General features: G+C 30.8%; 21 protein-coding genes. 16 read left to right on the top strand and 5 right to left on the bottom strand.

Annotation, left to right across the window (positions count from 1 at the left end; genetic code table 11):
* Positions 1-61: 61 nt before the first annotated feature.
* A complete protein-coding gene (pheT, locus tag LJY17_RS03480) occupies positions 62-2,482 on the bottom strand; it encodes a phenylalanine--tRNA ligase subunit beta (RefSeq protein WP_264542464.1) in 2,421 nt (806 codons plus the stop codon).
* A gap of 141 nt (positions 2,483-2,623) precedes the next feature.
* On the opposite strand from pheT, the gene fabG reads away from it, so the two are divergent.
* Both fabG and LJY17_RS03490 read left to right on the top strand, forming a co-directional pair.
* Entirely contained in the window at positions 2,624-3,370 is a 747-nt protein-coding gene (gene fabG / locus LJY17_RS03485) for a 3-oxoacyl-[acyl-carrier-protein] reductase (RefSeq protein WP_264542465.1), read from the top strand.
* A gap of 82 nt (positions 3,371-3,452) precedes the next feature.
* On the top strand, positions 3,453-5,480 hold the full coding sequence (locus LJY17_RS03490; protein ID WP_264542466.1) for a hypothetical protein: 2,028 nt from the start codon (positions 3,453-3,455) through the stop codon (positions 5,478-5,480).
* Positions 5,481-5,482: 2 nt separating this feature from the next.
* On the opposite strand, the gene LJY17_RS03495 is transcribed toward LJY17_RS03490, so the two are convergent.
* Positions 5,483-7,573 (bottom strand): LTA synthase family protein, encoded by a 2,091-nt coding sequence (locus LJY17_RS03495; RefSeq protein WP_264542467.1) that lies wholly within the window; start codon positions 7,571-7,573, stop codon positions 5,483-5,485.
* 120 nt (positions 7,574-7,693) lie between these two features.
* On the opposite strand from LJY17_RS03495, the gene LJY17_RS03500 reads away from it, so the two are divergent.
* The 11 genes from LJY17_RS03500 to LJY17_RS03550 all read left to right on the top strand — a co-directional run bounded on the left by LJY17_RS03500 (position 7,694) and on the right by LJY17_RS03550 (position 16,860).
* Positions 7,694-8,188, top strand: a complete 495-nt coding sequence (locus LJY17_RS03500) for a hypothetical protein (RefSeq protein ID WP_264542468.1) — start codon at positions 7,694-7,696, stop codon at positions 8,186-8,188.
* Entirely contained in the window at positions 8,178-8,900 is a 723-nt protein-coding gene (locus tag LJY17_RS03505) for a VIT1/CCC1 transporter family protein (RefSeq protein ID WP_264542469.1), read from the top strand. Before LJY17_RS03500 ends, LJY17_RS03505 begins: the two co-directional genes overlap by 11 nt.
* Before the next feature lie 228 nt (positions 8,901-9,128).
* Positions 9,129-9,986, top strand: coding sequence for an ATP phosphoribosyltransferase (gene hisG / locus LJY17_RS03510; RefSeq protein WP_264542470.1), 858 nt, complete (start codon positions 9,129-9,131; stop codon positions 9,984-9,986).
* A gap of 12 nt (positions 9,987-9,998) precedes the next feature.
* Positions 9,999-11,291 carry a histidinol dehydrogenase gene (gene hisD / locus LJY17_RS03515; protein WP_264542471.1) on the top strand — a complete coding sequence of 431 codons (1,293 nt, stop codon included), beginning with the start codon at positions 9,999-10,001 and terminating at the stop codon, positions 11,289-11,291.
* Entirely contained in the window at positions 11,281-12,324 is a 1,044-nt protein-coding gene (gene hisC / locus LJY17_RS03520; RefSeq protein WP_264542472.1) for a histidinol-phosphate transaminase, read from the top strand. The genes hisD and hisC overlap by 11 nt, the downstream gene beginning before the upstream one ends.
* Positions 12,317-13,453 (top strand): bifunctional histidinol-phosphatase/imidazoleglycerol-phosphate dehydratase HisB, encoded by a 1,137-nt coding sequence (gene hisB / locus LJY17_RS03525; RefSeq protein WP_264542473.1) that lies wholly within the window; start codon positions 12,317-12,319, stop codon positions 13,451-13,453. The genes hisC and hisB overlap by 8 nt, the downstream gene beginning before the upstream one ends.
* The gene (gene hisH, locus LJY17_RS03530; RefSeq protein ID WP_264542474.1) at positions 13,453-14,043 is read left to right on the top strand and encodes an imidazole glycerol phosphate synthase subunit HisH; all 591 of its coding nucleotides are present in this window, start codon (positions 13,453-13,455) and stop codon (positions 14,041-14,043) included. Before hisB ends, hisH begins: the two co-directional genes overlap by 1 nt.
* Positions 14,040-14,768 (top strand): 1-(5-phosphoribosyl)-5-[(5-phosphoribosylamino)methylideneamino]imidazole-4-carboxamide isomerase, encoded by a 729-nt coding sequence (hisA, locus tag LJY17_RS03535; protein ID WP_264542475.1) that lies wholly within the window; start codon positions 14,040-14,042, stop codon positions 14,766-14,768. The genes hisH and hisA overlap by 4 nt, the downstream gene beginning before the upstream one ends.
* 1 nt (position 14,769) lies before the next feature.
* Positions 14,770-15,525: an imidazole glycerol phosphate synthase subunit HisF gene (gene hisF, locus LJY17_RS03540; RefSeq protein WP_264542476.1), complete on the top strand. Its 756-nt coding sequence runs from the start codon at positions 14,770-14,772 to the stop codon at positions 15,523-15,525.
* A gap of 26 nt (positions 15,526-15,551) precedes the next feature.
* Entirely contained in the window at positions 15,552-16,151 is a 600-nt protein-coding gene (hisIE, locus tag LJY17_RS03545; RefSeq protein WP_264542477.1) for a bifunctional phosphoribosyl-AMP cyclohydrolase/phosphoribosyl-ATP diphosphatase HisIE, read from the top strand.
* A 43-nt stretch (positions 16,152-16,194) separates the two neighbouring features.
* Positions 16,195-16,860 carry a DUF2461 domain-containing protein gene (locus LJY17_RS03550; RefSeq protein ID WP_264542478.1) on the top strand — a complete coding sequence of 222 codons (666 nt, stop codon included), beginning with the start codon at positions 16,195-16,197 and terminating at the stop codon, positions 16,858-16,860.
* On the opposite strand, the gene LJY17_RS03555 is transcribed toward LJY17_RS03550, so the two are convergent.
* Entirely contained in the window at positions 16,857-17,255 is a 399-nt protein-coding gene (locus LJY17_RS03555) for a glyoxalase (RefSeq protein ID WP_264542479.1), read from the bottom strand. The two genes, LJY17_RS03550 and LJY17_RS03555, sit on opposite strands and share 4 nt — an antisense overlap.
* 92 nt (positions 17,256-17,347) lie before the next feature.
* On the opposite strand from LJY17_RS03555, the gene LJY17_RS03560 reads away from it, so the two are divergent.
* Both LJY17_RS03560 and LJY17_RS03565 read left to right on the top strand, forming a co-directional pair.
* A complete protein-coding gene (locus tag LJY17_RS03560; protein ID WP_264542480.1) occupies positions 17,348-17,755 on the top strand; it encodes an NUDIX hydrolase in 408 nt (135 codons plus the stop codon).
* A 10-nt stretch (positions 17,756-17,765) separates the two neighbouring features.
* A complete protein-coding gene (locus LJY17_RS03565) occupies positions 17,766-18,161 on the top strand; it encodes an acyl-CoA thioesterase (protein WP_264542481.1) in 396 nt (131 codons plus the stop codon).
* Between the two features lie 6 nt (positions 18,162-18,167).
* Here LJY17_RS03565 and LJY17_RS03570 read toward each other — a convergent pair whose 3' ends face one another.
* Together LJY17_RS03570 and LJY17_RS03575 are read right to left on the bottom strand one after the other, a co-directional pair.
* The gene (locus LJY17_RS03570; protein WP_264542482.1) at positions 18,168-19,430 is read right to left on the bottom strand and encodes a mechanosensitive ion channel family protein; all 1,263 of its coding nucleotides are present in this window, start codon (positions 19,428-19,430) and stop codon (positions 18,168-18,170) included.
* Positions 19,423-19,707: a DUF3817 domain-containing protein gene (locus LJY17_RS03575; RefSeq protein ID WP_264542483.1), complete on the bottom strand. Its 285-nt coding sequence runs from the start codon at positions 19,705-19,707 to the stop codon at positions 19,423-19,425. Before LJY17_RS03575 ends, LJY17_RS03570 begins: the two co-directional genes overlap by 8 nt.
* A 169-nt stretch (positions 19,708-19,876) precedes the next feature.
* On the opposite strand from LJY17_RS03575, the gene LJY17_RS03580 reads away from it, so the two are divergent.
* Entirely contained in the window at positions 19,877-21,415 is a 1,539-nt protein-coding gene (locus LJY17_RS03580) for a DEAD/DEAH box helicase (RefSeq protein ID WP_264542484.1), read from the top strand.
* The last annotated feature ends 83 nt before the right edge of the window (positions 21,416-21,498 follow it).

Consider the following 21,498-nt stretch of genomic DNA (forward strand, 5'->3'; position numbering starts at 1 on the left):
CACTAAGTTAGTGATTTACAGATTGTGTTACAATAAAATTACTGTATTTAACAGTTGTATGTTATCTTAAACTGGCTCCTAATTCGGTTTCAAAAGTTTGAGTTAATTTACTCATCACTTTATCGATTTGAGAATCAGTCAACGTTTTTGAACTGTCTTGTAATGTGAAACTTACAGCGTATGATTTTTTACCTTCTGGAAGATTTTTACCTTGGTAAACATCAAATAAATTGATGCATTTAAGTAAATTCTTTTCTGTTTTATAAGCTAGATCATAAATCTTAGCAAATTCTACTGAATTATCAATTAAAAGAGCTAAGTCACGACGAACTTCTGGATATTTCGAAATCTCGCTATATTTTACATTATTCGTCACATGCTTTAATACTGAAGACCAATTAAAATCAGCAAAGAAAACTTCTTGTTTTATATCAAAATGTTTTAAAACCGATTTTTTTATTGTTCCAAATTCAACCAAAGTTGATGTTCCAACTTCAAGAACAATTCCTTCAGCAAATACATCTGTTTTGAGAGGTGTAGCAACTATGTTTTTAATTCCTAATCTTTCCAAAATACCTAATACATAACTTTTAAATAAAAAGAAATCTGTAGGTTTTTGCGGATTAGTCCAACTTTCTTCACCTCTGTTTCCAGTCAAAGTCAATGTTAAGTGTGAATTTTCTTGGTAACCAGAAAGTAATTTGTGATAGGTTTTTCCGAATTCAAATAATTTTAAATCGGAATTTCTTCTATTGATATTAAATGATACTGCTTCTAAAGCCGAGAATAATAATGATTGCCTCATTGCTGATAAATCACTACTCAACGGATTTAACATCAATACATTATTATTTTCATTAATGTTGTCGCTTAGTTTTGAATAGTTAGGAGTAGTTAATGAATTGGCCATCATTTCATTAAATCCATTGCCAACTAATATTCCAGCAACAATATTTTGAATTTTATAATCTTCAGTTCTTGAAGAGTGTGAGGTTGAAGCATTTAATTTTTGAGTAAAATTGATATTGTTGTATCCATATACTCTTAAAATTTCTTCTATAACATCTATTTCTCTTGTAACATCAACTCTGTAAGCAGGAACAATTAATCCTAAACCAACTTTTGAGATACTATTTACTTTAATATCTAATGATACTAATATTTTTTTAATTACATCGTCTGGAATTACTTGGCCAATAAGTTTGTTTACTTTTTCAAGATTTAATAAAACTTGATGATCTTCAACTTTTTTAGGATAAATATCAATAAGATCTGAAGTCATTTCACCACCAGCAACTTCTTTAATTAAAATTGCTGCACGTTTTAAAGCATATTCAGTAATATTAGGATCAATTCCTCTTTCAAATCTAAATGATGCATCTGTATTTATTGCATGTCTTTTTGCTGTTTTACGAACCGAAACAGGATTAAAATAAGCACTTTCTAAAAATATAGAAGTAGTTTCATTTGTAACTCCAGAATTTTTTCCTCCTAAAACACCTGCAATACATAATGGTCCTTTTTCATCATTAATCATAATATCATCAGAACTTAATGTTCTTTCAACATCATCAAGAGTAATAAATTTAGTTCCTTGCTCAGCGTTTTTTACAATTATCTTACCATTAATTTTTGAAGCATCAAAAGCATGCAATGGCTGTCCTAATTCATGTAAAACATAATTAGTTACATCGACAACATTATTCTTTGGTGTAATACCAATAGCTTTTAAACGATTTTGTAACCAAGCTGGAGAAGCTCCAACTTTGATATCAGAAATTGTTACTCCGCAATATCTAGGTACTAATTTACTATCATCAACATTTACATCAATTTTCAAAGTTCTTTTTTCTACTTTGTAAGATGTAACAGAAGGAGTTATTAATTCAATGTGTTCGCCATTTTGAAGCATTCCTGCACGTAAATCACGAGCAACACCCCAATGACTCATTGCATCAGCACGATTTGGAGTTAGTCCAATCTCGAAAACTTCGTCATTTTCAATATTAAAAACTTTTGAAGCAGGAGTTCCAGGAGTTATGTTTTCGTCAAGAATCATGATTCCATCATGACTTTCGCCTAAACCTAATTCATCTTCAGCACAAATCATTCCGTGACTTTCTTCGCCACGAATTTTCCCTTTCTTTATTTCGAGCTCTTTACCTTCTTTGTCATAAAGTTTTGTACCAATTGTAGCAACTGGAACTTTTTGTCCAACAGCAACATTATTCGCTCCACAAACAATTTGAACTGGAGTTTCTCCTCCTAAATCTACAGTTGTTATTTTAAGTTTATCAGCATTAGGATGTTGTACACAAGTAAGGACATGACCTACAACTACACCCTCTAAACCGCCTTTAATTGATTGAAATTTTTCTATTCCTTCCACTTCTAACCCAAGGTCAGTAAGCATTGCTCCAGTTTTTTCAGAGTCCCAATCAGTCTTTATAAATTGTTTTAACCAGTTATATGAAATTTTCATAAAATATTTTTAAAGAACGCAAAGATAGCAAGAAGTTACTCCTTCGGCAAGCTCAGGATAAAAAAGTTATTGTTGGATTATGGAAGTTTTTTATTCTATATTTGTTTCACCAAATTATTAAAATTAAAGAAACAAGTTAATATGAAATTATTAGAAGGAAAAACAGCAATTATTACTGGTGCAAGTCGTGGTATTGGTAGAGGAATTGCTGTTGTATTTGCGCAACAAGGTGCAAATGTAGCTTTTACGTATAGTTCGTCTGCATCTGCAGCTCAAGAGTTAGAAAATGAATTAAGTGCTTTGGGAGTAAAAGCAAAAGGTTATCAATCGAATGCAGCTGATTTTAATGAAGCTCAAAAATTGGTTGATGATGTTATTGCAACTTTTGGAACAGTTGATATTTTAATAAATAATGCAGGTATTACTAAGGATAACTTATTAATGCGTATTTCTGAAGAAGATTTTGATCAAGTAATCAATGTAAATCTTAAGTCAGTATTTAATATGACCAAAGCGGTTCAAAAAATAATGCTTAAAAACCGTGCAGGTTCAATCATAAATATGAGTTCTGTAGTTGGTGTTAAAGGGAATGCTGGACAAACTAATTACGCAGCTTCTAAGGCTGGAGTTATTGGTTTCACAAAATCTGTAGCTTTAGAATTAGGTTCAAGAAATATCCGTTGTAATGCTATTGCTCCTGGATTTATTGAAACTGAGATGACTGCAAAATTAAATGATGATGTTGTTCAAGGTTGGAGAGATTCTATTCCTTTAAAAAGAGGAGGAACTCCAGAAGATGTTGCAAATGCTTGTGTTTTCCTTGCTTCAGATATGAGTGCTTATGTTACTGGTCAAGTGATGAATGTTGATGGAGGTATGTTGACATAATTTTGAATTGTAAATTTTGAATTATGAATAAAATGATTCAAAAACATTTTAAATTTAAAATTCATTCTTCAAAATAAATTATATGACGATAAATACGATTTTACTCTTACTTTTAGCTTTAATAGTATCAGCTGGAATTGCATTTTATCAATATTTATACAAAGCCAATTACAAATCGCGTTTGCATTTGTTTTTGGCTTTTTTACGTTTTGCGTCAATTTTCTTGGTTTTGTTGTTATTAATTAACCCAATTATTTCAAGAAAAACTTACGAAACCCAAAAAACTCCTTTACCAATTGTTGTAGATAATTCAGAATCTATTTCTTTCCTGAGTCAAGATAAAAAAGCCAAGGAAATAGCTGACTTATTAAACTCTAATTCTAAATTACAAGACAAATATCAGGTTCAATTATTTTCGTTTGACGAAGAATTTAACTCTGATAAGCCATTTGATTTTAAAGGTAAGCAATCGAATATTTATAAAGTATTTGAAAATCTAAAACAATTATATCGCACTCAAAATCATCCTGTCGTTTTACTTACTGATGGAAATCAGACTCAAGGAAGTGATTATGTGTTTAAGATTCAGCAAAATGCAAATGTTTTACCAGTTGTTTTAGGAGATACTATTGAACATTTAGATTTGAAAATCACTCAATTAAATGCCAATAAGTATGCTTTTCTAAAAAATAAATTCCCAGTAGAAGTTTTCTTAAATTATACTGGTAGTAAACCTGTAAATGCAGTCTTGAATATTCAGTCAGGTAACTCATCTGTTTATAAGCAAAATGTTTCTTTTTCGTCGAATAAAAAATCTGAAGTGGTTTCTGTTTTATTGAATGCCGATAAAGTAGGGGTGCATACTTATAAGGCAGTAATTTCTTCGGTAGAAAATGAAAAAAATAAATTTAATAATGTAAAAAACTTTGCAGTTGAAGTTATAGATCAAAGAACAGAAGTAGCTGTTGTATCTAGCATTATACATCCTGATTTAGGTGCTATTAAAAGAGCAATTGAAGCTAACGCACAACGTAAGGTAACTTTTGTTAAGCCAAAAGAAATCAAAGACTTAAACAATTTTAATGTATTGATTTTTTATCAACCTACTTCCGAATTTAGATCTGTTTTAAGTCAGAATGAAAACCTTAAAACCAATAGTTTGGTTATCACAGGATTGAATACTGATTTTAATTTTTTAAGCAAGTTTCAAAATCATTTTGATTTTAAAATGTCTACACAAAAAGAAGACTATTCTGCTGATTTTAATTCTAATTTTAACTCTTTCTCAATTGACAATTTAGGATTCGAGCAATTTCCACCTCTTGAAAATCCCTTTGGATCAATAACTCCTAAAAGTAATGTGAATACATTATTAGATGCAAGAATTCGTACAGTAAAAACAGAAGGACCATTACTAGCTTTCACTGAAAATGGAGTAAACAGAAATGCTTACTTATTTGGAGAAAATATTTGGAAATGGCGAATGGAGAGTTATTTAAGAGAGAAATCTTTTGATAAATTTGATGTTTTTTTCGATAAAATCATCCAATACTTAGCTTCAAATACCAAAAAGAAAAATCTTGTAGTGAATCATGAGAATTTTTATAATTCAGGAGAAACTATCACAATTTCAGCTCAATATTTCAATAAAAACTATGAGTTTGATGAAAATGCACAATTAACAATTCAGTTAAAAAACAAAGAAAATAACACCGCTAAAGTCTATGATTTCGTGAAAGGAACTAATGATTATTCGGTTGGATTTGATGATTTACCTTCAGGAAATTATAGCTTTACTGTAAAAGAAAAGCAATCAGGTGCACAACATGCTGGAACGTTTCATATAATTGATTTCGATACCGAAAAACAATTTGTGAATGCTGATATATCTCGATTAAAACAATTAGCAGAAAACACTCAAGGAAAAACTTATTTCACTGACCAAATACAAGATTTAATTAAATTTTTAGAGAATACAGATATCTATAAACCTATTCAAAAAGAAGTGGTAAAAAAATCCCCACTTATCGATTGGATGTGGGGATTGATATTGTTAGCGATACTTTTGGCTACTGAATGGTTTACCAGAAAGTACAACGGACTTTTATAAAATTAATTCTTCTGATATTTTTTTTGTTTAAGTAATATAGATGCTGTTTGATAAAATGCTACAGTTTTCTTTACTAAAGTTTCATCCATTTTTTTAACTGGCTTTTCTTCATACTTGAGAATGAAGTTTTGATCTTTCACATTTGTATCAGGAATCAAATCGAATTGTTTGGCTTTTTGCTTTGGAGAAATAATCGTTAACTTATTTTGTTTAATAAGTCCTAAATCTTGATAAGTTGCAATTAAAGCTCTTTGTTCAAAGTAAGGAATGTTTACATCTTGACCATAGAATTTACTTTTATAATTAAAATTCAACATTCCAAAAAGAGTTGGCATTATGTCTATTTGTGACATAAGCACAGGATTAATTTTTCCTAGCGTAGTTGAATCAAAAATCATCGCAGGAATGTGATATTTATCAACAGGAAGTTCTGTTTTTCCAGCGCTTGACGCACAATGATCTGCTAAAATAACAAAAACGGTATTGTTATACCATGATTGTTTTTTTGCCATTTTAAAAAATTGTTTCAATGCATAATCAGTGTATTTTACACCACCTTCTCTTGATTTAGAATCATTAGGGATATCAATCTTTCCAGCAGGGTATGTAAATGGCCTATGGTTACTAACAGTCATCCAATGGTTGAAAAATGGTTTACCAGTTTTAGCTTCTTCATTCATTACTTTTATAGCCTTTTTTGCCATATCTTCGTCGCAAACTCCCCAAACATTAGAAAAAGTTATCTCTTCAGGTTTCATAGTTTTTTTATCTACAATGTCATAGCCATTTCCTTTGAAAAAATCCTCCATGTTATCAAAATAAGCATCACCACCATAAAGGTATTTTACTGTATATCCTTTTTGTTTAAAAATACTTCCAGTAGAAAATTTATTTTTATTGTCTTTACGCTTTACAATGCTTTCTCCTGGAGAAGGGGGTAAACATAATGTAACAGCCTCTAATCCGCGTATTGTTCTATTCCCTACAGCATACAAATTACTAAACATTGTACTTTTAGTAGATAAGCTATCTAAAAAAGGGGTAATGTTGTTTTCATTGCCATAACATTTCATAAAATCTGCACTTAAACTTTCTATAGTTATTAAAACTACATTTTTATGAATTTCTGGTTTGTCCGATTTTATTTCTCTTTCAGTTGATAAATTTTTAATATCTGGAATTTGAGTTTTTAACAAAGCAAAAGCATCTTTTTCAGGCATTGTTTTGTAGAACTTGTCATAATCAAGCTCGCTATTCATAAAGGCCAAGTAAAATCTATACAAACCATTAGCTTGCAGTTCATTTGTGAAAACGTTTGGAGAAGTTTCTTGTTTAGCTAAAGTAGGTACCAAAAATAAACCAATTAAAAACAAACCTATGTATACTGCAGATAATTGTAATTTTTCTTTGAAAGATGGTAAATCATTTAAAAAAGATTGAGATTTCTTAACAATTAGATAAGTGAAAAATCCAGTTATTAACCCAACTGCTGTAAATAGGGGAACAACTGGATACGATTCCATTATGTTTTTAATAACCTCATTTGTGTATACTAAATAATCAACAGCAATGAAATTGTATCTTACACCAAATTCATTCCAAAAGAAAAATTCACTTATAGCATTCTGAATTATCAATAATGTAGCAATAAATATGGCTATTGAAAAGAGAACAAGTCTAATTTGATTTCTATACTTTGGAATAAAAAGCATTAACCCAAAAAAAATTGTTTTTAATGCAATAAAGCTTATACCAATTTGAGGTAAAGCTCCACCATACTCATTTAAAATTGTATTGAAAAAGTAAACATACAGCAATAAACTTAATAGAATCCCAAAAATAACATAACCCCAAGGCTTACTATATTTAGAGTTTGATAAAAATAGTAGATATAACCATAAAATTCCTGTTGCGATTATAAATACAAAGAAGTCAGAAATTACTCCTGTAATAAAAATTTTTAAAATTTCTGACCAAGTAAAACTAGCTGAAGTTATTGGATGAAACAGTAAAACTATTCTTAAAATTAATGTTACAATTAAGTAAAGTTTTAGTAAATTTTTGTAAGGAGCTATTTTTTTCAAAAAAATCATTTGCATAAAATTTTAGCCAAATTAATTAATTTTTCACTATGTTTAATGTGATAATTGTCATATTGCAATTTATCTAATTTAAATAAGTTTGTTTAGTAAGAATTTATAAAAAATAAAACTATGAATGATGCACATTACCACATGTTAATTAATCATTTTCCAATCATTGGATTGTTTTTCGGTATTGGAATATTAATTTTTGGAATTTTAAAAAAGAATCCTTTGATCTTAAATATTGCTTATGTTTTTTTTATTATTTGTATGATAACAGGTCAATTGTCTATGATGACAGGAGATAAAGCTGAGCATTTTGTTGAAAATTTATCTGGGTTTTCAGATAATTTGATGGAAGAACACGAGGAATTGGCTGAAGGCTTCATGAAAATCATGTATTTATTAGGTTTAGCGTCAATTTTGGGTTTATTTACTGCTTTCAAAAAACATGCAAAGGCATTTATGTTTTCATATATTGTTTTAATTGTTGCAGTTGTAGCGATTTTATTTGCTAAGCCTGTAGGAACATCAGGAGGTGAAATCCGTCATACTGAAATACGTGAAGGTAATACATCAGTTGATACTAATGTCAAAACTGAAAATAACGATCATGATGAATAATTCTAAAGAATTAAATATAGACAATTATTTAGATAGTCATTACATACATCGTAGTAATTGGCTTCGCGCTGCGGTTTTAGGTGCAAATGATGGAATTTTATCCATTTCTAGTATTGCAATTGGTGTTGCCGCAGCAAGCGATACACGAGATGCAATTGTTTTAGCGACATTAGCTGGTTTAGTAGCTGGTGCATTGTCTATGGCAGCTGGTGAATATGTTTCGGTAAGTTCACAAACCGATGTCGAAAAATCGGATATAGAAAGAGAGAAAAAGGAGCTAGCAGAAATGCCTGAAGCTGAATTAAGCATTTTAGCTCAAATTTATCAAAAACGAGGACTACAAAGGGAAACAGCTCTTCAGGTGGCTAAAGAATTGACAGCTCATGATGCATTAGGAACACACATTCGTGATGAATTAGGTATAAATGAAATTTCGCAAGCAAACCCATTGCAGGCGGCATTAGCTTCGGGAGCAGCATTTATATTTGGAGGAATATTGCCATTACTTGTTACTTTATTTTTTCCTGTCCTAAACATGGAATATTACCTTTATGGACTGGCAATTATTTTTTTAATAATTCTAGGAACAATAGCCGCAAAAACAGGAGGTTCAAATGTATTTAAAGCTATTTCAAGAATCACATTCTGGGGTACAATTGCTATGGGTTTAACAGCCTTAGTAGGACATCTTTTTGGGGTAAACATTTCTTAAAGTTGAAATAAAATTTGTTTATTCGAAAATAATTCCAATATCTTTGTACCAACAAAAGAAATTATGTTTTTAAATCAATTACATCATCATCATTTTTCCCACGCTCGAGCGAGGTAGTGATGATATTGTTGTAAATCATATAAACTATAAACCCGTTTGAGTATATCAAGCGGGTTTTTCTTTTCATTCTGATAACTTACTTGATATACTCATTAATCCCTAAACAAAATGAGTATTTTAAAAATTGCAATTCAAAAATCAGGTCGGTTAAACGAAGACAGTATCCAAATCCTAAAAGATTGCGGTATTTCGATTAACAATGGTAACGACCAACTTAAAACAACGGCTTCTAATTTTCCTTTGGAAGTATACTATTTGCGAAATTCTGATATCCCTCAGTATCTAATTGACGGAGTCGTTGATGTAGCTATTGTAGGCGATAATCTTTTGGTCGAAAAAGGACAAAATATTATTGTTGCTGAGAAATTAGGTTTCTCTAAATGTAGAGTTTCAGTAGCGGTTCCCAAAACTTTTAATTATAAATCTATCAAAGACTTAAACGGATTAAATGTCGCGACTTCTTATCCCAATACTGTTTTAAACTATTTTAAATCTAAAGGAGTAACAGTTGATGTACACCAAATTTCCGGGTCTGTTGAAATCGCACCCAATATTGGGCTTTCTGATGCAATTGTAGACATAGTTTCCAGTGGGAGTACATTATTTAAAAACAATTTGAAAGAAGTAGAAGTCATTTTAAAAAGTGAAGCAGTATTAGCTGTTTCACCTAAAATTTCAAAAGATTCTGAGCAAGTATTAGAAAAACTTTTATTTAGAATTCAATCGGTTTTACGAGCTAGAAAGTCAAAGTATATTTTAATGAACGTACCTAATGATAAAATTCAAAAAGTAAGTACCATTTTACCGGTTTTAAAAAGCCCTACCATCATGCCTTTGGCAGAAGAGGGATGGAGCAGTTTACACTCTGTCATAGATGAAGAAAAATTTTGGGAGGTAATAGATCAACTCAAATCAGCAGGAGCTGAAGGAATTCTTATATGTCCAATAGAAAAAATTGTTTTATAAATTATCAAAAAAATGAAAAAATATATTTATCCAAAAACAAACGAGTGGGAAAAATTAACAGAAAGACCAACTCAATCCTTTAAAGAAATTGAAGAAACTACAAAATTAATTTTTAAAGACATTCAAACTAATGGCGACAATGCAGTTGCTAAATATACCTCGGTATTTGATGGAGTTGTGATTGAAGATATCCGAGTTTCTCAAACCGAGTTTTTAGAAGCCAATCAACAAATCAGTGCTGAATTGAAAGTAGCTATAGCAACTGCAAAGGCGAATATCACTAAGTTTCACATGATTCAAAAACGTTCAAAAATTGAAGTAGAAACAACTATGGGTGTAAATTGTTGGATGGAAAAACGTCCCATAGAAAAAGTTGGATTGTATATTCCTGGAGGAACAGCTCCTTTGTTTTCAACAGTTTTAATGTTGGCTATTCCAGCTCAAATTGCAGGTTGTAAAGAAATTGTATTGTGTTCACCACCAGATAAAAATGGTAAAATAAATCCTGCAATCCTTTTCACAGCACAGTTATGTGGAGTTACCCAAATTTTGAAAGTTGGTGGAATCCAAGCCATTGCTGGTCTAACATTTGGAACAAACACTATTCCTAAAGTTTCTAAAATTTTTGGACCAGGAAACCAATTTGTCACCGTAGCTAAACAAGTCGCAACGCAATATGGAGTAGCTATCGATATGCCTGCAGGACCAAGTGAACTTTTAGTATTTGCTGATGAATCAGCTAATCCAAGGTTTGTTGCTTCTGACTTATTGAGCCAAGCGGAGCACGGAACGGATAGTCAAGTAATTTTTGCTACGACATCAAAATCTTTTCTAAAATTGGTAGAAAACGAACTCAAATCACAATTAACTGTATTAACGAGAAAAGAAATAGCCGAAAAAGCCATTGAAAACTCTAAAATGATTCTTTTTAAAAGTGCTGAAGAAGCTTTAGATTTTATCAATTTATACGCCCCTGAACATTTTATAATTTGTTCTAAAAAAGAAGAATATTTTGTTGAAAATATTAGTAATGCCGGCTCAGTATTCATTGGAGATTACACTCCTGAAAGCGCTGGTGATTACGCCTCAGGTACAAATCATACGTTGCCTACAAATGGTTATGCTAAAAATTACAGCGGTGTAAGTTTAGATAGCTTTTTAAAGTCAATCACTTTTCAAAAAATCAGTAAAGAAGGCATACTAAATTTAGGGAAAACAATTGAAATTATGGCCGAAGCCGAAGGTTTACAAGCTCACAAAAACGCTGTTTCTATACGATTAAAAGCACTACAAAATGAATATTGAAAATTTAATCAGAAAAAATATTAAGCAAATGAAATCTTATTCATCAGCAAGAGATGAATTTGAGGATTTTGAAAAAGAAATGATTTTTTTAGATGCCAACGAGAATCCCTTTGAGAATGGGGTAAATCGTTATCCTGACCCACAACAAAAGTCGGTAAAATCAATTTTATCAAAGATCAATAATATAACTGAAGATCAAATCCTTCTAGGAAACGGAAGTGATGAAGTGTTGGATTTATTATTTAGAGCTTTTTGTGAACCCAGACAGGACAATGTAATTACTTTGCCTCCTACATATGGGATGTATGATGTGTTGGCTAATTTGAATGCAATAGAAAATAGGGAAGTAATTCTAACTAAAGATTTTCAACCAGATTTAGTACAGATATTAGAGGCTGTTGACCAGAAAACTAAAATTATTTTCTTGTGTTCGCCCAATAATCCAACAGGGAATTCATTTTCAGATGAAAGTATTGTAACTTTATTACAAAAGTTTAAAGGCTTGATAGTTATAGATGAAGCTTATATCGACTTTTCAGATAAAGAAAGTTGGTTACAAGAATTAAATGATTATCCTAATTTAATTATCACACAAACTCTTTCTAAAGCTTATGGCATGGCAGGAATTCGTTTGGGTATTTTATATGCCTCAAAAGAAATAACATCAATTTTGAACAAGATTAAACCACCATACAATGTTAATGTATTGACTCAATTAAAAGCGATTGAAAGGCTTAAAAAAAACGATTCGGTTAAAAAGGAAATTTCTGTTTTAAAGGGTAATAAGGAGCTTTTATTTAAACAATTACTTGAAGTTAATTTTGTTGTAAAAATATATGAATCAGATGCAAACTTTATATTGGTAAAAGTAGATGATGCTTCAAAAAGATACAAGCAACTACTGGAACAAGGAATTGTAGTTCGTAATAGAAGTAATCAAACTTTATGTGAAAATTGTTTACGGATTACCATAGGAACTGCTGACGAGAATAACAAATTATTAAACACACTAAAATCATTACAAAATGCCTAAGAAAGTTTTATTTATTGACCGGGACGGTACTATTATAAAAGAAACCATTGATGAACAGATTGATGGTTTTGAAAAAATGATTTTCTATCCTAAATGTATTCCTTTTTTAAGTAAAATAGCTAAAGAATTAGACTATGAGTTGGTTATGATAACCAATCAGGACGGATTAGGTACAACTTCATTTCCTGAAGAAACATTCTGGCCAGTACATAATTTCATCATGAAAACGTACGAAAATGAAGGAATCATATTCAATAAAGTTCTTATTGACAGGACATTTCCTCATGAAAATGCCAACACCAGAAAACCGAGAACTGGATTATTAACCGAATATTTTTCAGAAAACTATGATTTAGTAAACTCATTCGTCATTGGTGATCGATTAACCGATGTTGAACTAGCCAAAAACCTTGGAGCAAAAGGAATTTTTATTCAAGATAATACCAATTTGGGAACTGGTGAAATTTCTGTTAAGCAAGAGGAATTACAATCTTTCATTGCTTTAGAGACTAATGATTGGGAAAAAATTTATGCATTTTTAAAGTTGGAAAACAGAGTTGCTTCTATCACTCGAAAAACAAATGAAACGGATATTCAAATCAACATAAATCTAGATGGAACTGGTAAAAGTAACATCAAAACAGGTTTGGCTTTTTTTGATCATATGTTAGACCAAATTGCTCGTCACGGACAAATGGATTTGGATATTCAAGTAAACGGAGATTTGGAAGTAGACGAACACCACGCCATTGAAGATACTGCAATTGCATTAGGTGAAGTTTTTAATCAGGCTCTAGGAAACAAGTTAGGTATTGAACGTTATGGTTTTACATTGCCAATGGATGATTGTTTAGCGCAGGTAGCTATCGATTTTGGCGGAAGAAATTGGTTGGTATGGGATGCCGAATTCAAGCGTGAAAAAATAGGGGAAATGCCTACCGAAATGTTTTATCACTTTTTTAAATCGTTTACAGATGGTTCAAAATGCAATCTGAATATCAAAGCTGAAGGTACTAATGAACACCACAAAATTGAAGCTATTTTCAAAGCCTTTGCAAAAGCCATCAAAATGGCTGTTAAAAGAGATGCCGAAAAAATGATTTTACCATCTACAAAAGGAATGTTATAATGAACATTGCCATTATAGATTATGGAGCAGGAAATGTACAAAGCGTACTTTTTGCTCTAGAAAGACTTGGTTTTACGGGAAAAGTGACTTCAGATGCTAATGAAATTAATACTGCTGATAAAGTTATTTTTCCAGGAGTAGGAGAGGCTAGTAGTGCAATGAAAATGCTACATGAGAAAGGTTTAGATAAAGTAATACTTCAATTAAAACAACCTGTCTTGGGTATTTGTTTGGGTATGCAATTATTGTGTAAATCGTCAGAAGAAGGAAATGCAAAAGGCTTGGGAATTTTTGATATTGCTATTAAAAAATTTTCCAATCAAATGAAGGTACCTCAAATGGGCTGGAATACTATTTATAATTTGAAATCTTCATTATTTGACGGAATTTCAGAAAAAGAATACATGTATTTGGTACACAGCTTTTATGCGCCCGCCAACGAATATTCGATTGCAACTACTAATTACGGTATCGAATATGCATCGGCTATTCAGAAAGATAATTTTTATGGAGTACAATTTCACCCTGAAAAAAGCGGAAAAGCAGGTGAATTAATACTAAAGAATTTTTTAAATCTAGAATCAAAATGAGAATTATACCAGCCATAGATATTATTGAAGGAAAGTGTGTTCGCTTATCAAAAGGTAATTACGATACTATAAAAGTATATAACGAAAATCCATTGGAAGTAGCTAAACAATTTGAAGATTATGGAATACAGTATTTGCATTTGGTAGATTTAGACGGAGCAAAATCAAGCAGAATCATCAACCATAAAATTTTAGAGCAAATAGTTTCAAAAACGAACTTAAAAATTGATTTTGGAGGTGGATTAAAATCTGAAGATGATTTGCGAATCGCTTTTGAATGTGGTGCTAACCAAATTACAGGAGGAAGTATTGCGGTTAAAAATCCAGAACTTTTTGCAAATTGGATAGAGAATTATGGTTCTGAAAAAATTATTTTAGGAGCCGATGTCAAAAATGAAAAAATTGCCGTTTCAGGTTGGTTAGAAGAAAGTAAGGAGGAATTGATTCCTTTTATTCAAGCTTATCAAAATAAAGGGATTAGCTATGTGATTTGTACTGATATTGATAAAGACGGAATGTTACAAGGACCAAGTTTCGATTTATATAAAAAGATTTTGTCTGAATGTAAAAACGTTAAACTCATTGCTTCTGGTGGTATTTCAATTTTTGAAGAATTACCGCAATTAGCCGAAATAGGTTGTGAAGGAGCTATTATTGGTAAAGCCATTTATGAAGGAAAGATTGGTTTAAATCAATTGGAACAATTCATTTTAAATAATAAGTAAGATGCTAACAAAAAGAATCATTCCTTGTTTGGATATCAAAAACGGAAGAACCGTTAAAGGAGTAAATTTTGTTGGACTTCGTGATGCTGGTGATCCAGTAGAATTGGCAAAAAAATATACCAATTCGGGTGCTGATGAATTGGTTTTTTTGGATATTTCTGCCACAGAAGAAAGAAGAAAAACATTAATTCCGTTGGTTAGAGAGGTCGCCAAAGCCATTAACATTCCGTTTACGGTTGGCGGTGGAATTTCTTCTGTTAAAGATGTTGAATTGCTGTTAAGAAATGGAGCAGATAAAGTTTCGGTAAATTCTTCTGCAGTTAAAAATCCAGATTTAATTAATGAATTGTCGGCCAAATTTGGCAGTCAGTGTATTGTGGTAGCCATTGATGCTAAGCAAATAGACGGAGTTTGGAAAGTACATTTAGTAGGAGGGAAGCAACCTACTGAAATTAATTTGTTCGATTGGGCAAAAGAGGCGGAGCAACGCGGTGCAGGAGAAATTTTATTTACCTCTATGAATAACGATGGCACCAAAGATGGTTTTGCCAATGATGCTTTATTCGAGTTAACGCAGTTGGTTAATATCCCAATCATTGCATCGGGCGGAGCAGGAACAAGAGAACATTTTTTGGAGGGATTCCAAAAAGGAAAAGCCGATGCTTGTTTGGCAGCCAGCGTTTTTCACTTTGATGAAATTCAAGTCCCAGATTTAAAAGATTATTTAAATCAGAACAATATACTTATGAGAGTATAACTCATAATTAATAACTTATAATTTTTATGAAACTGGATTTTACAAAATACACTAACGGACTCATTCCTGCCATTATTCAGGATAATGGAACAAAAACTGTGTTAATGCTGGGTTATATGAATCAGGAAGCATTGGATAAAACATTGGAAACTAAAAAAGTAACTTTTTTCTCGCGCTCAAAAAATAGATTATGGACAAAAGGAGAGGAAAGTGGTAATTTTTTGGAATTGTTCTCCATTCAAAACGATTGTGATGAAGATACTTTGCTTATAAAAGTTAAACCTCTTGGACCGACTTGTCATACAGGAGCAGCTACGTGTTGGCAGGAAGCTAATGAAAGTAATTTTGGATTTTTATCACAACTTGAAAACGTTATTCAGGATAGAAAAAATAATTCGACGAAAGAAAATAGTTATGTGGCTTCGCTTTTTGAGAAAGGAATCAATAAAATTGCGCAAAAGGTAGGAGAGGAGGCTGTAGAAGTTGTTATTGAAGCTAAAGACAACGATGATAGTCTATTCCTAAATGAAAGTGCCGATTTATTGTTTCACTATCTTATTCTGTTACAAGCAAAAGGATTCAAGTTAGATAATGTTGTTGAAGTTTTAAAAGAAAGGACTAGATAATTTTGGAGTTACAGATTGAATTTTGGTATTTTTAAAATAAAAAATGATTTCAAAAGAAGAACTCGATTTTCTTTCAGAATTGGCCCAAAACAATAACAGAGATTGGTTTAACGAACATAAAAAGAGATTTGAAAAACATCAGGAAGTTGTTAAATCACTTTTTCAGGAAATTAATCTAGAATTATCTGTGAAAGATAAGTTGGAGAAAATGCAAATTCACCGTATTTATCGTGACATTCGGTTTTCTAAAGATAAAACACCCTATAAAAATAATTTCAGTGTAAGTTATGATAGAGCGAAGCCTTATTTAAGAGGCGGATATTATTTACACATTCAACCTAGTGGAAGCTTTATTGGTGGCGGATTTTGGGAACCAAATGCAGAAGATTTGAAACGTATTAGAAAAGAATTTGAATTAGATGATACCGAAATACGTTCAATTGTTTCCGAAGAAAATTTTGTAAAGTATTTTGGTACTTTGCAAGGTGCCGAATTAAAAACAGCTCCAAAAGACTTTGATAAAGAACATCCAGCGATTGATTTAATCCGCAAGAAACAATATTTGGTTTACCGCCGTTTTACAGACAAAGAAGTGATTAGTTCTAATTTCAAAGAGGAGGCTATAAATACGTTCATGGCAATGAGACCTTTCTTTGATTACATGAGTGATGTACTAGGAACAAACTTAAATGGCGAACCTATTTATTAAATTATTTCTTCTAATAACATTACTTGACTTTTAAGTCGTTCAATTAATAAATTCATCATTCTTTTATTTAGGTTTGATGAATTTTTTATGTATTCCGTGTATTCATCGACTGTAAATAAGGCCATGACAATTCCTTTTAGCGAATTACGAAATTTGATGTCTTTTTGAATGACGTTTTCAATGTATGCCATTTTTTTTTCGGGAGGAAGTGTAAAAAACACATTCTTTTGTTTTACAGCATAATTAATAAAGACTTGAACAAACAAATCATTTTGGAATTTTAAAATTGGACGGATAGTTTTATTTTGAAATGCTTCTTCAGATGAAGATTGTGCATTCACATTTCCTAAAATTTCACCTCTTAAATTTAAGAGTTTTTCATCACGGGTATCCATTTTTTGTTTTTTATTAAATTTAGTAAAAATCCTTCCAGAATGAGAATTTACTTTCAAAAGTTATTAGTAATTTAGTGTTGAAAACCTCTGTTATGTACACTTCAAAAATATTTGTAACTGTTGATATTGTCCTGCGTAAATGCAATAAAATTTTGTTGATTAAGCGCTTAAAAGATCCTTTTAAAGATTGTTGGGCGTTGCCTGGAGGTTTTGTAGATGAAAACGAAGATCTGGAAGATGCAGCTAAAAGGGAATTGCTTGAAGAAACATCAATAAAAGTGGATGCATTAGAGCAAATTGGAGCTTTTGGAAAGCCAGGTCGAGATCCTAGAAGTCATACAGTTTCGGTTGCCTATTTTGGTAAAGTAGCAGATGATACAATTGCTATAGCTGCTGACGATGCAAAAGAAGCGTATTGGTTTGCTATTGATGATTTACCTGAATTGGCTTTTGACCATAAAGATATAATAGACACTTTTTTGTCTAAACAAATTAATTAAATATTGAAATATGCGATTTCACACTAGAAAATGGGTAAAACCCGAAGATTTAAATCCAAATCACTCCTTATTTGGAGGAAAACTATTGGCATGGATAGATGAAGAAGCAGCTTTATACTCAATTGTACAATTAGAAAATCCAAGAGTAGTAACCAAACACATGTCGGAGATTAATTTTATCAGTTCTGCCAAACAAGGTGATATTGTAGAAATTGGTTTAGATGTGGTAAAGTTTGGAAATTCTTCTCTGATTTTAAAATGTGAAGTTCGCAACATGATGACACGTGAAACCATAATTACAATTGACACAATTACAATGGTAAGCCTTGGAGAGGATGGAAAACCAAAAGCTCATGGAAAAACCAAGGTTGAATTTGTTAAAGATAGAATGCAAAATGAGGATTAATAATCATTAAGCCTCACTAACAGCATTTTTTCCTGAAGGCAATTCAAAAACTTCTAAATCAAAATAACTAACAGACGCAATAACATGATCAAAAATATCGCTCATGATATACTCATAATTCAACCAACGTTTATCTTTTGAAAAAGCATAAATCTCAATTGGTATTCCTTTGTCTGTAGGTTGTAAATGTCTAACCATTAATAACATATCTTTATTTAATCCAGGATAATTTTCTAAGTATGCCGTAAGATATTTTCTAAACAAACCTAAATTAGTAAGATTACGACCGTTAATAGCTAATGATTTATCAATGCTATGTGTTTTATTATGAGCGTTTATATCTTTTACTTTCTTTTCTATATAATTTTTAAGCAAATGAATTTTTTTGTATTCCTCTAATTCTTCTTCATTCAAAAATTTAATAGAACTTGTTTTTATAGATATGTGGCGTTTTATTCTTCTTCCATCTGAAGAAATCATCCCTCGCCAGTTTCTGAAACTATCAGAAATTAAACTGTATGTTGGAATAGTGGTAGTTGTATGATCAAAATTTCTAACTTTTACGGTCGATAAATTAATTTCTATTACATCTCCATCGGCACCAAATTTTTCCATAGTAATCCAATCACCAATACGAACCATATCATTAATAGATACTTGAACACTCGCTACAAATCCTAAGATTGAATCCCTGAAAATCAATATAATAATTGCAGAAACAGCACCAATTGTTTTAAATAATGTATTAGGATCTACATCAAAAATTTTTGCTACAATTATTGTTATTCCAAGAATCCATAATAAAATCATGATTACTTGAACATAACTATCTATTGGTTTGTCACTATATTCACTTTTAGTCTTTAAGTGATCTCTAATAGCTTTTAGAATTGAATTAATGACCCAAAGAGTCAAAACAACAATATAAACTGCTACAAGTCTAGAAAATATTGCTTCCCACGAAGTAAAATCTTCCAAAATTATTGGAACCGACTTATATATATAAATTAAAGGAATTAAGTGAGAAATATATTTAGCCGTTTCATTAGAAACCAATAAATCATCAAATTTAGTTTTCGTTTTTTTAGCTACTACTGCCATAATGGTAACAAGAAAAAATCTTGAAACCATGTATATAATATAGGAAATGAAACCTAAAATAATTATATTGACAGTTAGACTTAAATAAGCAGCAAGTGTCTCATTAAAGTCTAATTTCATTAATAATTTAAAGCACCAACCAAAGATTTTCTCTGTGAATTTAAGCATTTCTTAAATATTTCTTCTCAATATAAAATGTTCCAAAAGGTAGGAGAGAGGCAATCAAAATTAATCCAAATGTTTTGATATTCCATGCTTGCGATTTTTTAAGTAAAATTGCTAATAAAATATAACCTATAAATAGAATTCCATGAGCCATTCCTAACGGAAAAAGAATTTGTTTGTATAGATCAATGTTTGTTGGTTTTATCAAAAGCATATTAGCAAATAAAGCTAAATATGAAACACCTTCAAGCAAGGCAACTTTTCTGAAAAATTTTAACATAATAAACACTGGAAAATTAGATACTGCAAAGTAAAGAAATCTTTTACAAAGAGATTATTAACTGTGCTTTTAAAATAAGTTAAAAATTATATAAATATTAAATTTCTCAGAAAAAGTACTGAATAACACTTTTTTAGCAGTACTTTTGCAAAAATTGAATAAAAACAACATGCAACACAACTCCTTTGAAGAAATAATTGAAGGGAAAAAAGAACTATATGATTATCAAAAACGCGATATAAACGCCATTTTTGATAAGATGGATAACGTTTCTCAAAATTATCACTTACTTTATCAATTGCCAACAGGAGGAGGAAAAACAGTTATTTTCTCTGAAATTGTTAGACGATATATAGAAAGTCACAACAAAAAAGTTGTTGTATTGACACACCGTATTGAATTATGCAAGCAAACATCTAAAATGCTTGATAGTTTTGGTGTAAAAAACAAAATCATTAATTCTAAAGTAAAAGAGATGCCGGACCAGCATGATTATTCATGTTTTGTAGCTATGGTTGAAACTCTTAAGAATAGATTAAATGACGAAAAACTTCAAATTGATAACGTTGGTTTAGTTATTATTGACGAAGCACATTATAATTCATTTAGAAAACTTCTAAATTCTTTCAAAAACTCTTTTATTCTGGGAGTTACAGCAACACCATTGAGTTCGAATATCAAACTACCAATGTATGAGAACTATAAAGAACTTATCGTTGGTGATCCAATAAATAAATTAATCCAAAACGGATTTTTAGCAAAAGCTAATACATATAGTTATGATGTTGGATTATCTAGTTTAAAAATAGGTATTAATGGTGATTATACAGTTAAATCATCAGATGAATTGTATTCACAATTGGATATGCAAAGCAAATTATTGTCTGCTTATGAAGAACAATCAAAAGGTAAAAAGACATTAATTTTCAACAACGGAATTCATACATCGTTATATGTACACGACACATTTCGTGAAGCTGGATATACTATAAAACACTTAGATAATACAACGCCAGCTGAAGAAAGAAAAGATATTCTTAAGTGGTTTAAACATACACCAGATGCCATTTTAACTTCCGTTGGAATCTTGACAACAGGATTTGATGAACCATCTGTGGAGACAATTATCATTAATCGTGCGACAAAGTCATTAACATTATATTTTCAAATGATTGGTCGCGGCTCTAGATTGTTACCAAATAAAAAAGAATTTTCAATTATTGATTTAGGAAATAATGCAGCTCGATTTGGATTATGGAATGAACCAGTAGATTGGCAACATATTTTTAAATCTCCAGAATATTATTTAGATAATCTCCGTGAAGACGCAGAAATTGAAATGCATTTTAAATATGAAATGCCATTAGAGATCCGTGAAAAATTTAAAAACTCAATTAATATCGAATTTGATATTGAAGAAGAATTTAAAAAAGCGTTAGCTAAAAATTTACGACCAAAATTTGTTATCGATGAATCTATAGAACAACATGCATTAATGTGTGTTGAAAATTCTGATGATTTAAATGAAGCAAAAAAATTAGCCAAATATTTAGAAGAATCTTTGAATTATCGCGTAAAAATATTTTGTCGTTGTTTATCAAATTCTACAAAGAATTATCGTGATTGGTTAATTGAGGAATATAAAAAAAATCTACAAATTGCTATTGGACGTAAATTTCGTGAACGATTATTCAGTATTGCTGATTGATTTCGATGCATATATTGAACTATAATTTATATTATGTAAAATAGAATTTTTAAAGTAACTCTTCTTTCTTACAAAAAATGTGA

The sequence above is a fragment of the Flavobacterium hankyongi genome, from assembly GCF_036840915.1.
Taxonomy (GTDB): Bacteria; Bacteroidota; Bacteroidia; order Flavobacteriales; family Flavobacteriaceae; genus Flavobacterium; species Flavobacterium hankyongi.